Genomic DNA, 13,937 nt, shown 5'->3' with positions numbered 1-13,937 from the left:
CGTGACCCTAGCGACGACGCCGGACCCGCGAGACCGGTTTACGGAGCGACCGGCCCCGGAATCGCGTACAGCCGCTCCCCGGCCCAGTGGACGACGTCGCGGGCCGGCGAGGACGGCGGTGCGGGCCGGAAGTTGGCGGCGTCGTCGATGCTGCCGGTGCCGTCGTAGACCGCCCGCTGCGGGTAGGCGAACACCGGCCGGGTGCGGGTGCCGGTCCCGTCGGCGTTCTGGCCGGTCGCGGTGACCACGGTGGGGGTGGTGCCGCGTTCGACCCAGGCGACCAGCTGCTTGAGCGGGTCGAACCGGGTGAGCGTGCTGCCGCCGCCGCAGTGGTAGAGCGACGGGACCATGAACAGCCGGGCCCAGTCCTGTGGCCGGCCGTGGGTGAGCCGCCGGTAGTAGTCGAGCGTGCCGGCGGGCGGGATGGCTTCGTCGTTCCAGCCGTGCCAGAGCAGCAGCTTGCCGCCGCGCCGCTGGAACGCCGAGAGGTCGAGGCTCAGCGCGTCGTAGCGGACGCCGACCGGGGTGAGCCGGTCGAATTCGCGCCGGGTGAAGGCGAAGGTGTCGACGGTGGCGGCCGGGGCGCCGATCGGGTAGCCGAGGTAGCGCAGGTAGTTGTCGGCGAGGTCGCGGGCGAAGGCGAAGCCGCCGGTCTCGGGGGTGGCGATGATCCACCCGGCCCAGGACAGCTCGGACCCGGGCAGCTGGCCGCCGGGGTAGAGCAGCGTGCCGCGCTCGTCGGTGGGTGGCGAGTACAGCTTGCCGGCGACGGCGACCTGGGCCGGGGTGAGGCAGGTCGGGGTGTCGGCGCCGGTGCAGGTCAGCGTGGCCGGGTCGAAGCGGCAGGTGCGCGGGTCGTCGAGCTGGCCGTCGGCGAGCCCGTCGAGGCGGTCGCAGGCGGCGAGGACGGCGTTGTGCAGGGCGGGCAGCTTGGCGGCGGTGAGGATCGGGCTGCCGTCGGCGGCGCTGTTCACCCGCGCGAGCCACGTCTGGTAGACCCCGAGCAGCGGGCCCCAGTAGTTCGCGGGGGCGCCGACGTCGATGCCGTCGAAGTCCGCGGGGTAGCGCTGGGCGAGCAGCAGGCCTTCGCGGCCGCCGTCGGAGCAGCCGCTGAAGTAGGACTTGCGCGGCGGGGCGCCGTAGAAGGCCTGGATGATGGCCTTCGAGGCGCGCGAGACGACGTGGGGTGCGCGGAATTCGAAGTCGTTGCGGGCGGCCTGGTCGTGCGCGCCCCAGCTGCCGTCGTCGACGACGGCGGGGGTCTTGCCGACGTGCCCGTCGTCGGTGGCCGCGACCGCGAAGTCGCCGCCGTGGGGCAGGCCGCAGTCGGCGAAGGCGGGCGGGTTGACCAGGCCGCAGAAGCCGCCGCAGCCGTACTGCAGGTAGCGCCCGGCGTAGGTCCTGGTGGGCAGGCGCAGCTCGAACCGGACGGCGGGTTCGACGTAGCCGGCGACACCGCAGTATTCGGGGTCGGTCGCCGTGGCCGGGACGACCACCGCGGAGGTGACGTGGGTGGGCGCGCCCGGGAGGGCGAATCCGCGGGCCAGGTCGGCGCAGGCGGTGACCGGCCGGATGGCCGCCTCGGTCGCCGCGGCGGCGGCGACCGGGGTGAATGTGGTGGTGGCGAGCGTGAAGGTGGCTATGGCGGTGCAGATCCTGAACGTTCTCATCGGGCCCCCGTTTTCCGCGTTGTCTGATTCCGGCCAGGTTTGGCGAGCGGTCTTGACATCGATGTCACCCGCGCGTTTCCCTTCGTTGGCGCCGCCGGTCCCCGCCCGCGCGGCGCTGCTGAATCCGCCCTCCGAGCTTGGAGCAACGATGCCCCGAAGCGCCAGACCGCCGGTTGCCTTCCTGGTGACCGCCGCTGTGGTCGCCGCCGGCCTGGTCGCCCTCCCCGCGGCCTCGTCCGCCGCCGAAGACGCCCTGCCCGCCGATTTCTCGTCCTCCTTCGAGCCCGGTGACGTCCAGCCGACCTGGACCGACACGGTCGACACCGACGCGGCGGGCAAGCCGCGCGCGTCCGGGATCAACGGCGCGAACGGCACCGCGATCCCCGGCGACATCCGCGGCAAGGTGACCGAAACCAGCGCCACCAGCGAGAACACCAGCGGCGGCGAGGTCGTCTCCAACCTCGTCGACGGCACCACCGACACCAAGTGGCTGTCCTGGGACCCGACGGCCTCGGCGCAGATCACGCTGTCGGAGCCGACGTCGATCACGCACTACGCGATCTCCTCGGCCAACGACTTCGCCGAACGCGACCCCAAGGACTGGACCCTGCAGGGCTCCAACGACGCGTCGAACTGGACCGACCTGGACAAGCAGACCGACCAGGCGTTCACCGCGCGGTTCCAGCAGAAGGACTACCCGCTGGCCGCGCCGATGGCGGCGTACAGGTACTTCCGCCTCGACATCACCCGCAACAACGGCGGGCCGATCCTGCAGCTGTCGGAGCTGCTGCTGGCCAACGACGAGCCGGCGCCGCCGCCGCTGCCGAACATGCGCAGCTTCACCGACGCCGGCCCGACCACCGGCTACACGAACAAGAACCGCGTCGGCTTCACCGGGCTCAAGGCGTTCCGCTACTCCGGCAGTCAGACCCAGGCCCACGGCTGGTCCTACAACAAGGTCTTCGACGTCGACGTCCCCGTCGTGCCCTCGACCGAGCTGTCCTACAAGGTGCAGCCGCAGTTCATCACCGGTGACCTGAAGTACCAGAGCACCAACGTCGCGATCGACCTGGTCTTCACCGACGGCACCCGGCTGCGCGACCTGGGCGCGACCGACCAGTACGGCTTCCCGCTCACGCCGGAGGGCCAGGGCAGGAGCAAGGTCCTCTACACCAACCAGTGGAACCTGGTGCGCTCGGCGATCGGCACGGTCGCCAAGGGCAAGACGATCGACCGGATCCTGGTCGGCTTCGACAACCCGGACGGCCCCGGCTCGCTGCAGGGCTGGCTCGACGACGTCAAGATCTCCGCGACGCCGACCCCGCCGGCCAGCACCCGCCCGAGTGACAACGTGCTCACCACGCGCGGCACGATGGCCAACGGCACGTTCTCCCGCGGCAACAACTTCCCGGCCACGGCGGTACCGCACGGGTTCAACTTCTGGACCCCGGTCACCGACGCCAACGCCGACAACGGCGACGTGCGGTGGATGTACAACTACCACAGCCAGAACAACGAGCAGAACCTGCCGGAACTGCAGGCCTTCGCCGTCAGCCACGAGCCGAGCCCGTGGATGGGCGACCGGCAGACCTTCCAGGTGATGCCGTCCGCGGCCACCGGCGTCCCGGACGCCAACCGCGACGCGCGGGCGCTGGCGTTCAAGCACGACAACGAAACCGCTCGCGCGCACTACTACGGGGTGCAGTTCGAAAACGGGATCAGGACCGAGATCGCCCCGACCGACCACGCGGCGGTGTTCCGGTTCTCCTTCCCGGGCAGCGACTCCAGCCTGATCTTCGACAACTACAAGAACCAGGGCGGGCTGACCCTCGACACCGCGAACGGCACGCTCTCGGGCTACACCGACGTCAAGAGCGGCCTGTCGGCCGGGGCGGGCCGGATGTTCGTCTACGCCACCTTCGACAAGCCGGTCACCGCGGGCGGGAAGCTCACCGGCCAGGGCCGCGACAACGTCACCGGCTACCTGCGCTTCGCCGCCGGGGCCGACAAGACGGTGACCATGCGGATCGCGACCTCGCTGATCAGCGTGGACCAGGCGAAGAAGAACCTGACGCAGGAGATCGCGCCGAACGCGACCTTCGACTCCGTCCGCGACGCCGCGCAGCGGACCTGGGACGAGCAGCTGAAGGTGATCGAGGTCGAGGGCGCGTCGAAGGACCAGCTCACGACGCTGTACTCGAACCTGTACCGGCTGTTCCTCTACCCGAACTCCGGGTTCGAGAACACCGGCACGAAGGAGACGCCGAAGTACCAGTACGCCAGCTTCGTCTCGCCGAAGGTGGGCGCGGACACCCCGACGCAGACCGGGGCGAAGATCGTCGACGGCCAGACCTACGTCAACAACGGGTTCTGGGACACCTACCGCACCACCTGGCCGGCGTACTCGCTGCTCACGCCGGACATGGCCGGGAAGATGGTCGACGGGTTCGTGCAGCAGTACCGCGACGGCGGCTGGATCTCGCGCTGGTCCTCCCCCGGCTACGCGGACCTGATGACCGGCACCAGCTCGGACGTGGCCTTCGCCGACGCCTACCTCAAGGGCGTGCGCAACTTCGACGTCAAGGCGTCCTACGACGCGGCGCTGAAGAACGCCACGGTGACCCCGCCGAACAACGCCGTCGGCCGCAAGGGCATCGACGAGGGCATCTTCCTCGGCTACTCGCCCAACACCGCCGACCACGGGTTCTCGTGGTCGATCGAGGGCTACGTCAACGACTACGGCATCGCCAACCTGTCGAAGAAGCTCTACGACGAAGCCCCGGCGAGCGACCCGCGCAAGCCGGAGTACCTGGCCAACTACGAGTACTTCACCAGCCGCGCGCAGCAGTACGTGAACCTGTTCGACCCGAGTGTCGGGTTCTTCCAGGGCCGGGACGCGGCGGGCAAGTTCAGCCGGTCGCCGCAGGACTACGACCCGCGGGTGTGGGGCATCGACTACACCGAGACCAACGGCTGGGGCATGGCGTTCTCCGTGCCGCAGGACGGTCAGGGCCTGGCGAACCTCTACGGCGGCAAGGCGGGCCTGGCGAAGAAGCTGGACGCCTTCTTCGCCGACCAGGAGACCGCCAACTTCCCGGGTACGTACGGGGGCGTGATCCACGAGATGCGCGAGGCCCGCGACGTGCGGATGGGCCAGCTCGGCCACTCCAACCAGGCCTCGCACCACACGCTCTACATGTACGACTACGCGGGCCAGCCGGCCAAGACGCAGGAGAAGGTCCGCGAGGCGCTCTCGCGGCTCTACACCGGCAGCGAGATCGGCCAGGGCTACGCGGGTGACGAGGACAACGGCGAGCAGTCGGCGTGGTGGACCTTCAGCGCGCTGGGCTTCTACCCGCTGCAGATGGGCAGCCCGGACTACGCGATCGGGTCGCCGCTGTTCAAGAAGGCCACGATCCACCTGGCCGGCGGCAAGGACCTGGTGATCAACGCGCCGAAGAACAGCGCGAAGAACCTCTACGTCCAGGGCGTGAAGGTCAACGGCAAGGCGTACTCCTCGACGTCGCTGCCGCACGAGCTGATCGCCCGCGGCGGGGTCATCGACTTCGGCATGGGCCCGAACCCGTCGTCGTGGGGCACCGGCCCGAACGACGCGCCGAAGTCGATCACCCAGGGTGACGCCGCCCCGGCGCCGCTGCACGACGAAACCGGCCCGGGCCGGGGCACGCTGTCCACTTCGGACGGCTCGAACGCGGCCGCGCTGGTGGACAACACCTCGCGGACGCAGGCGGCGGTCACCGGCGCCGTACAGTACCAGCTGAACAACACCGACGAAGCCGTCACGAACTACACGCTGACGTCCCAGACCGGGGCGGGCGACCCGAAGAGCTGGGTGCTGAAGGGTTCCTACGACGGCAAGACGTGGGCGGTGGCCGACCGGCAGGAGAACCAGGCGTTCAGCTGGCGGCAGCAGACCCGCGCGTTCAAGGTGGCCGACCCGGCGCACTACGCCTACTACCGGCTCGAGGTGACCGCGACCAGCACCGGCGCCCCGGCGCAGCTGGCGGAGTTCGAGCTGCTGGGCAAGCCGGACGCGGCCTGCACTCGCACCATCTCGGGCGTGTCGTCCGGGCCGCTGTCGATCACCTCGGGCACGGTGTGCCTGGAGAACGCGACGGTGTCCGGCCCGGTCACGGTCGGTCTCGGGGCGTCGCTGGTCGTCCGCGGCGGGGAGCTGAAGGGCCCGCTCGCGGCGACCGGTGCCGCTCAGGTGGTGCTCAACCGCACGAAGGTGGGCGGTCCGGTGGCGATCACCGGGGCGACCGGGGTGGTGTCGATCGAGCTGACCGACATCGGCGGCCCGGTGGCGCTGACCGGCAACCACGGGCCGGTGCTGACCTCGAGCACGGTCGGCGGCCCGCTGGCGTGCGCGGTGAACAACCCGGCGCCGACCGACCACGACCTGTCGAACACGGTCCGCGGGCCGGTCGCCGGGCAGTGCGCGAAGATGTAGGTCCGTTCGAGGTCGCCACGCGGTGCGGTGCAACCGGCCGCACCGCGTGGCGCCACGGTGGTTCCGCCGGGATGTGGACGTGGCCGCTCCGGCCGGGGGATCCTGGGCGCATGTCGTCCGCTGACGGATCACCGCAGGCCCGGTTGCCGTGGTGGCTGGTCCAAGGCCTGAACATGCTGTCGATCGGCGCGGGGGCCAACGGCCTGTACGACGCGATGCACCCGCTGCTGGTCGGCGCCGTCGTGGTGGTGGCGCTGTTCGTGTACTTCTTGAGCCGGCTCGAGCCGGCGCAGGACATCGCCACGCACCTCCCGCGCGCGTTGCTCTACCTCACGGTGACGGGGGTCGGGCTGCTCGTGACCACGCCGCCGTCGTGGACCGGCCCGATTGCGGTGGCCTCTGTCGTCTGCGCGATGTGTGCGGCCCTGGCCGCACAGGACCGGGCCGGCGCGCTGGCGACCTTGTTCGGCGTCAGCGTGTTCACCGTGGGAGCCGTCGGAGCGACCGAGGCCGTTCATGCCGCGACCGCGACGGGACGAATCCTGCTCACCGGCGCGGCGGGCAGCGTCGCCCTGGCGGGGCTGTTGTGCCTGGGCAATCGGCGTAGCCTCCTCGGGCCCACCGGGATCACCATGCGCACCCTGCGGACGAACCCGATGGTGTGGGCCCGGCTCAGCGTGCTGGGCATACTCGGGATCGTCACCGGCTTCGCGTGGGGCGGCCACGGACATCTCGTCGCCGCCCTGCTCGCCGTCGTCGGCGGCGCGTGCTGGGTGGGAGCCGCCATCATCTTCTCCTTCGCGGAACGCCATGACGCACTCACCGGAACGCTGCTGGCGACGGCCGGCTTCTCGCTCGTCGGGCTGGGCTGGATCGCTTTCGGCGCAAAGGAATTCGTCGCGGGCCTGATCTGCATGACGACCGGCGCGACCTTGGCGGTCGGCGGGCTCTGGCTGCTCGATTCGGCGGGCCTCTCCGGCTGGCTGGGACGCCAGTTCAAGCCACGGCAGCCGAGCTAGCCGCCGTAGCGGTCGGCGATCGCCGTCGCCCGGGCGCGCAGGGCCGTGCGCAACGACGCTGGGCCCAGGGCTTCGGCGTCCGGGCCCAGCTGCCACAGCGCCCACTCGGCGTGCCAGGCGTCCTGGTAGGTGACCTCGAACCGCAGCCACCCGTCGGCCCCGGGTTCCTCCGCGCGGACCGCCACCGCCGTGCCCAGCAGGTCTTCCCGGCGGCCCGGACGCACCCGGACCCGCACCGCGAGGTGCCCTTCGGCCAGGAAGGCGGCGCAGCGCTGCCGCCACACCCGGCCGAGATCGACCTCGTCCGGCCGCTGGGCCGGTTCCGCGAGGCACTCGGCGGCCGTGATCCGTGCCAGCCGGTAGGTCCGGTCGGCGCCCGACCTGGTCGCCAGCAGGTAGCCGCGGTCGCGGACGGTGACCAGGCCGATCGGGTCGACCGTGCGCCACCGCGGCTCCTGGCCGGTGGCCGCGTAGTGCAGGCGCAGCCGGCGACCGGTGAGGACCGCGCGGCGCACCTCGAGCATCGCCGGGTGGTCCACCTCCTCGGCCGCGGACCGGCGGGAGAGCAGGTCCGTTTCGGGCTCGACGAGGAACCGTTCGGCGCGGGCCACCTGCGTCTCGGGCAGGGCGTCGGCCACCTTCCGCAGCGCCGAGGCCAGCGCCGGGCCGAGGCCGAACGCGCGCCCGGTGGTCAGCAGGGCCAGCGCTTCGTCGTGGTTCAGGCCGGTGAGCTCGGTGCGGAAGCCGGGCAGCAGCGCGAACCCGCCGTGACGGCCGCGTTCGGCGTAGACCGGGACGCCCGCCGCCGAGAGCGCGTCGATGTCGCGCAGCACCGTGCGGGTGGAGACCTCCAGCTCGCGGGCCAGCACGTCGGCGGTCAGCCGGCCGCGCCGGCGCAGCAGCAGCACCAGGGAGACCAGCCGGTCGGCACGCACCCGCAGAACAGTAGCGAAAACACGACACAGGATGTCGTGATTGCCCGGAAAGGTCCCCGGCGCAGCAATCGCGACGAACGGAGCTGAAGTGGCACTGGAACGAACGGCGGTCAACCCGGTGACGTGGTCCCTGGAACTGGGCTTCAACCAGGGGGAGCTCGTCGCCGGGCAGACCCGCACCCTGTACTGCTCGGGGCAGACCTCGACCGACGCCGATGGCAAGCCCCGGCACGACGGGGACGTGGCCGCCCAGCTCGCGCTGAGCGTGGACAACCTGGAGGCCGTGCTCGCCGAGGCGGGCATGTCCCTGGCGAACCTGGTCCGGCTGAACGTCTACACCACCGACGTCGACGGGCTGTTCCCGCACTACGGCGTGCTGGCGGCGCGGCTGGGCGCCGCCGGGGTGGCCCCGGCCACCACGATGCTGGGGGTGAGCCGGCTGGCGATCCCGGGCCAGCTGGTCGAGCTCGAGGGCACGGCCGTGGCGTAGCGCGGGCGCTGCTGCCCGCACCGGCGCGGGCAGCAGCGTTCAACACGCTGCGCCGTTCGGCGGCGGATACGGTGAGCCCATGTCCGACGCGGTGTTCTTCTCGTCCTTCGAAACCGGCGACCCGCAGCCGGCGGATCCCGGCCTGCACGTCGGCGGCGGCCCGGACCGCTCCCCCACGGCCAAGACCGGCGTCGGCTTCACCGGCACCCGCGCCCTGCGCTACACCGCCCGGCCCCGCGCCGTCCTGTTCGAACTCGACGCGCCGGTGACCGCGCGCACCGAGCTGTCCTATGTGGTCTTCCCGGTGGCCGACGGCGACATCCCCGCCTACCACGCCACCCGGGTCGCCCTCGACGTCGAGTTCGCCGACGGCACCTCCGCGGGGTTCGAGCCGGTCGACGACAAGACGCTGTGGGTGGACCAGTGGAACCTCGTCCGCCGCCCGCTGGGGGCGTTCGCCGGGCGCCGGATCGCCCGGCTCGTGCTGCGCACCGACGCGCCCGGGGAGATCACCGGCTGGCTCGACGACGTCCGGATCGCCGACCGCCCCGAGCCGCCGCGCGACCCGGTCGACTGCGTCCGCACGACCCGCGGCACGCACTCCAGCGGCGAGTTCTCCCGCGGCAACAACTTCCCGGCCACGGCCGTGCCGCACGGGTTCAACTTCTGGACCCCGGTCACCGACGCCGGCGTGACCAACTGGCTCTACTCCTACCACCGGCACAACGACGAGCAGAACCGTCCCGCCCTGCAGGCGTTCGCGCTGTCGCACCAGCCGAGCCCGTGGATGGGCGACCGGCACACCTTCCACGTCGTGCCCGGCACCGGCCCGGTCGAACGCGACCGCCGCAAGCGCGCCCTGGCCTTCTCCCACGAAGACGAGACCGACTCGCCGCACCACTACGGCGTCCGGTTCGCCAACGGGATGACCGCCGAGCTCGCGCCGACGTCGCACGCGGCGATCATGCGGTTCACCTTCCCGAGCAAGCACGGCTGGCTGCTGTTCGACAACGTCCGCAACCGCGGCCGCATCCGGATCAACCCCGACACCGGCGTGATCACCGGGTACACGACCGTCCGCAGCCGGCTGTCGGCCGGGGCGCGCCGGATGTTCGTCTACGCCGTGACCGACGCCCCGGCCACCCGGGGCGCCAAGGTGCACTTCCCGCCGTGGCGGCGGGTCTCGGGCTACTTCGAGTTCGACGGCCCCGACGTGACGCTGCGGATCGCGACGTCGCTGATCAGCCTGGCCCAGGCCAAGCGCAACCTGGAGCTGGAGATCCCGGCCGGGACGACGGTCGAGGAGGTCACGGCGCAGGCGAGGCGGCGGTGGCAGGAGGAGCTCGGCCGCGTCGAGGTCGAAGGCGCCACCGAAGACCAGCGCACGACGCTGTACTCGAACCTCTACCGGCTGTTCCTCTACCCGAACGAGGCACACGAGAACACGCCGAAGGGCATCCGGCACGCCAGCCCGGTCGTGCGGCGCTGGTGGCCGAGCACCCGGCGGCGGACCGGCGCGAAGGTCGTCGACGGCGAGCTGTACGTCAACAACGGCTTCTGGGACACCTACCGCACCACCTGGCCCGCGTACGCGCTGCTCACGCCGGAACGCTGCGGCCGGATGATCGACGGCTTCGTCCAGCAGTACCGCGAAGGCGGCTGGATCGCCCGCTGGTCCTCCCCCGGCTACGCCGACCTGATGACCGGCACCAGCTCCGACGTCGCCTTCGCCGACGCCTACCTCAAGGGAGTTCGCGGGTTCGACGTCGAGGCCGCCTTCGACGCCGGGCTGAAGAACGCCACCGTCACCCCGCCGCGCCGCGCGGTCGGCCGCAAGGGCCTCGAAGAGTCGATCTTCCTGCACTACACGCCGGTGTCGGTCCACGAGGGACTGTCCTGGGCGCTGGAGGGGTGCATCAACGACTTCGGCCTGGCCAACCTCGCCGAAGCGCTGTCCCGCGAAAGCGAAGGGGCGCGGGCCCGGACGTATGCCGGCTACGCGGCCTACTTCCGCGAGCGGGCGAAGGACTACGTCCACCACTTCGACCCGGCGATCGGCTTCTTCCAGGGCCGCCACCGCGACGGCCGCCGCAAGTTCGCCCCCGAAGGCTACGACCCGGCCGCCTGGGGCGGGGACTTCGTCGAGACCAACGCCTGGAACACCGCCTTCACCGCACCGCACGACGGCCCGGGCCTGGCCGCCCTGCACGGCGGCACCGAGGCCCTCGAAGCCAAGCTCGACACGTTCTTCGCCACCCCGGAGACCGGACGGCGGCCGGGCGCCTACGGCGGCCTGATCCACGAGATGACCGAGGCCCGCGACGTCCGGATGGGCCAGTACGGCCACTCCAACCAGCCCTCCCACCACATCCCCTACGTCTACAACCACGCCGGCGCGCCCGCGAAGACCCAGGCCGTCGTGCGGGAGGTGCTGCGGCGGCTCTACCTCGGCAGCGACATCGGCCAGGGCTACCCCGGGGACGAGGACAACGGCGAGATGTCCGCCTGGTACGTCTTCAGTGCCCTGGGCTTCTACCCGCTGCAGATGGGCAGCCCGCGCTACGCCATCGGCTCGCCGCTGTTCGAGAAGGCGACCGTGCACCTGGGCGAGGGCCGGAAGCTGGTCGTCCACGCCCCCGGCAACACCGCCGACACCGTCTACGTCCGCGGGCTCACGGTGAACGGCGAACCGCACGACGCCACCTCGATCGGCCACGCCACCCTCGCCGCCGGCGCCGAGCTGGTCTTCGACCTGACGACCGAACCCACCGGCTGGGGTGCCCCACCGCCCCCGGCCGAGCGGCCGGCCCCGGTGACCGACCTGACCGGCACCGCGACCAGCTCCGACGGCACCAAGGTCGGCGCCCTGTTCGACGACACCACCCGCACCCAGGTCACCTTCCGCAGCGCCGCCCCGGCGATCGAGTTCACCGTCACCGGCGAACCCCGCGAGGTGACCATGTACACGCTGACCTCCGGCACCCGCGGCAGCGACCCGAGCGCGTGGGTGCTGGAAGGCTCCGACGACACTGACGGCGAAGACTGGACCACCCTCGACGAACGCGACGGCGAACTGTTCCGCTGGCGGTGCCAGACCCGCCCGTTCGTCCTCGCCACCCCGGCCGCGCACGCCCGCTACCGGCTGCGGATCACCGCCACCCGCGGCCGCCGCGCCACCCTCGCCCAGTGGGAGCTCCTTGCTCGATGAACGACTGCCCGATGAACCACCTCCGCACCGCCGTTCTCGACCGGCTCGTGGCGGCCGACCCCGGCCTGGTCCGGTTGCGCCTGGCCGGCTCCGCCGTGCTCGGGATCGTCCTCGCCGTGGTCGCGCTGCTGCCCGCGCACGTCCCGCTGACCGTCACCCTCGTCGGCGCCATCGCCGCGATGATGACGGCGTTCACCGTCAACGACCCGACCCCGGGCGGCCAGGCCGTCACCCTCGTCCTGGCCTTCCTCACCGGGGCGGCGTCGATCACCGTGGCCAGCCTCGGCTCGGCGATGCCGCCGCTGGACAGCGTCGTGTTCGTCCTGCTGATCTTCGTCGCGGTCTACGCCCAGCGCTTCGGCGCCCGCGGCACCGCACTCGGCTCGATCGCCTTCTTCCTGTTCTTCTTCCCGATGTTCCTGCAGGCCCACGTCAAGCAGGTGCCGCAGCTGCTGATGGCGCTCGGCGTCGGCGTCCTCGCCAACGCCGTCGTCCGGTTCGTCCTGCTCCGGCACAACGCCGAGGCCGAGTTCCTCCGCGTCCGCCGGGCGTTCCGCGCCCGCCTCGGCGCGGTCGTGCGCGCCACCGAGGCCTACCTCGCCGTGAACGGCAGCGAGCGCACCCGCAAGCAGCTGCGCTCGGCGCTGGCCCGGCTGCACGAATGCGTCCTGCTCATCGAGGACGCCGCCCCCGACGTCGTCGACGCCCGCGCCGCCGACCGGCTGCGCCGCCGCGCCATCGAAGTCGAGCTCGCCGTCGGCTGGCTGGCGATCACCGTCCAGCGCACCTGCTCCGCCGAACTCATCGCCGAGGTCCGCGACGACCTGATCGCCCGGCTCGCCCGCTTCCGCGCCCTGATGGAGCGCGACCCCCGCGAGCTGCCGCTGATCAGCGAAACCGGCGAGTACAGCCGGATGCTCGTCGAGGGCAGCCGGATCGACGAGCACGCCGCGCCCGGCGACGGCGTCCGCAAAGCCCTCGCCGAACTGGCCTTGGCCGACGACCGCGCGCAGCGTGCCGCCGCCCCGGAGGCCACTCCGGACCCGCTCGCCCCTGACGCCGACGAAACCGACGAGCCGGCCCCGAAGTTCGCCTACGACAACCGCACCCGCAGCGCCATCCAAGCCGTCGTCGGCGGCGGGCTCGCCGTCCTCGGCGGCACCCTCGTGTCCCACCAGCGCTGGTACTGGGCCGTGCTCACCGTGTTCGTCGTGTTCATCGGCGCCTCCAGCGCCGGCGCCACCTTCGTCAAGGGCGTCCGCCGTCTCGGCGGCACCCTGATCGGCATCCTCGGCGGCGTCCTGCTCGCGCTGCTGGTCGGCGGCAACACCGCCGCCACGCTCGCCCTCATCCTCGTGTGCGTCTTCGGGATGGTCTACACCGCGCGGGTCTCCCAGGTGGTGATGGCCTTCTTCGTCACCAGCATGCTCGGCCTGCTCTACAGCCTGCTCGGCACGTTCAGCCTCGAAGTGCTCTGGATCCGCGTCGCCGAGACCGCCGTCGGCGCCGCTGCCGGCATCCTCGCCGCGGTCGTCATCGTCCCGGTCCGCACCCGCTCGGTGATGCTCGACGACACCACCGCGGTGCTCGACGACCTCGAAGAGTTCCTCGAGCACACCCGCGGCCTGCTCGCCGGCGAGGAGAACGTCAACATCATCGAGCTCTCCCGCGACCTCGACCGCAGCGTCGACCAGGTCCGTACCACCATCGAACCGCTGACCCACCCGGTGAACCTGCGCAGCGCCCGCCGCGACTACGGCTGGCACGTGCTCACCACCCTGGAAACCATCGCCTTCCGCGCCCGCCACGTCGCCGCGCGCGCCCAGCCCGGCCAGCTCACCGGCGCCGACGCCGACCGGCTCCGCCGGTTCACCGGCCGGCTGCTGGCCAACATCGACGTCCTCCGCACCGCGCTCGACGCCCCGGGTGGCCCCACACCCGGCACGCTCGTGCGCGACGACGGCACCCCGGTCTCCGACCGCGTCGAAGCGGCCGAAACCCGGGCCGTCCTCTCCAGCCTCAGCCACCTCGACGAGGCCCTCGTCTCCCTCGGCCGCGTCTTCGGCGTCGAAGCCACCGATCCCCGGACCCCGGCCAAGCCCTGACCGGGGCCGGGGCGGCGCAGTTGTCCACCGCGCCGC

7 protein-coding genes are annotated in these 13,937 nt (G+C 71.9%); 5 read left to right on the top strand and 2 right to left on the bottom strand.

Annotation, left to right across the window (positions count from 1 at the left end; genetic code table 11):
- Window positions 1–38: 38 nt before the first annotated feature.
- Complete coding sequence (locus ACWEGE_RS01110; protein ID WP_449658417.1) at window positions 39–1,670, bottom strand: tannase/feruloyl esterase family alpha/beta hydrolase; 1,632 nt, start codon at window positions 1,668–1,670, stop codon at window positions 39–41.
- 148 nt (window positions 1,671–1,818) lie between these two features.
- Between ACWEGE_RS01110 and ACWEGE_RS01105 the strand changes: the two genes are divergently transcribed.
- Together ACWEGE_RS01105 and ACWEGE_RS01100 are read left to right on the top strand one after the other, a co-directional pair.
- Entirely contained in the window at window positions 1,819–6,144 is a 4,326-nt protein-coding gene (locus tag ACWEGE_RS01105; RefSeq protein WP_449658416.1) for a GH92 family glycosyl hydrolase, read from the top strand.
- A 110-nt stretch (window positions 6,145–6,254) separates the two neighbouring features.
- Window positions 6,255–7,163, top strand: a complete 909-nt coding sequence (locus ACWEGE_RS01100) for a hypothetical protein (protein ID WP_449658415.1) — start codon at window positions 6,255–6,257, stop codon at window positions 7,161–7,163.
- Here the strand turns inward: ACWEGE_RS01100 and ACWEGE_RS01095 are convergent.
- Window positions 7,160–8,098 (bottom strand): helix-turn-helix transcriptional regulator, encoded by a 939-nt coding sequence (locus ACWEGE_RS01095; protein WP_449658414.1) that lies wholly within the window; start codon window positions 8,096–8,098, stop codon window positions 7,160–7,162. The genes ACWEGE_RS01100 and ACWEGE_RS01095 overlap by 4 nt on opposite strands.
- 94 nt (window positions 8,099–8,192) lie before the next feature.
- Between ACWEGE_RS01095 and ACWEGE_RS01090 the strand changes: the two genes are divergently transcribed.
- The 3 genes from ACWEGE_RS01090 to ACWEGE_RS01080 all read left to right on the top strand — a co-directional run bounded on the left by ACWEGE_RS01090 (window position 8,193) and on the right by ACWEGE_RS01080 (window position 13,901).
- Window positions 8,193–8,588, top strand: a complete 396-nt coding sequence (locus ACWEGE_RS01090; protein ID WP_449658680.1) for a RidA family protein — start codon at window positions 8,193–8,195, stop codon at window positions 8,586–8,588.
- A 79-nt stretch (window positions 8,589–8,667) separates the two neighbouring features.
- The gene (locus ACWEGE_RS01085) at window positions 8,668–11,796 is read left to right on the top strand and encodes a GH92 family glycosyl hydrolase (RefSeq protein WP_449658413.1); all 3,129 of its coding nucleotides are present in this window, start codon (window positions 8,668–8,670) and stop codon (window positions 11,794–11,796) included.
- A gap of 11 nt (window positions 11,797–11,807) precedes the next feature.
- Window positions 11,808–13,901, top strand: a complete 2,094-nt coding sequence (locus tag ACWEGE_RS01080; protein ID WP_449658412.1) for an FUSC family protein — start codon at window positions 11,808–11,810, stop codon at window positions 13,899–13,901.
- Window positions 13,902–13,937: the final 36 nt, after the last annotated feature.

Source organism: Amycolatopsis sp. NPDC004747 (assembly GCF_053601335.1).
Note: the sequence above shows the minus strand (reverse complement) of the source record. Positions and strands in the feature narration are given on the sequence as shown.

What these genes read in the sequence shown, in the direction of transcription:
- ACWEGE_RS01100 (WP_449658415.1), top strand. Translation starts at nt 6,255, where the DNA reads ATGTCGTCCGCTGACGGATCACCGCAGGCCCGGTTGCCGTGGTGGCTG.
- ACWEGE_RS01080 (WP_449658412.1), top strand. Translation starts at nt 11,808, where the DNA reads ATGAACCACCTCCGCACCGCCGTTCTCGACCGGCTCGTGGCGGCCGAC.
- ACWEGE_RS01105 (WP_449658416.1), top strand. Translation starts at nt 1,819, where the DNA reads ATGCCCCGAAGCGCCAGACCGCCGGTTGCCTTCCTGGTGACCGCCGCT.
- ACWEGE_RS01085 (WP_449658413.1), top strand. Translation starts at nt 8,668, where the DNA reads ATGTCCGACGCGGTGTTCTTCTCGTCCTTCGAAACCGGCGACCCGCAG.
- ACWEGE_RS01110 (WP_449658417.1), bottom strand. Translation starts at nt 1,670, where the DNA reads ATGAGAACGTTCAGGATCTGCACCGCCATAGCCACCTTCACGCTCGCC.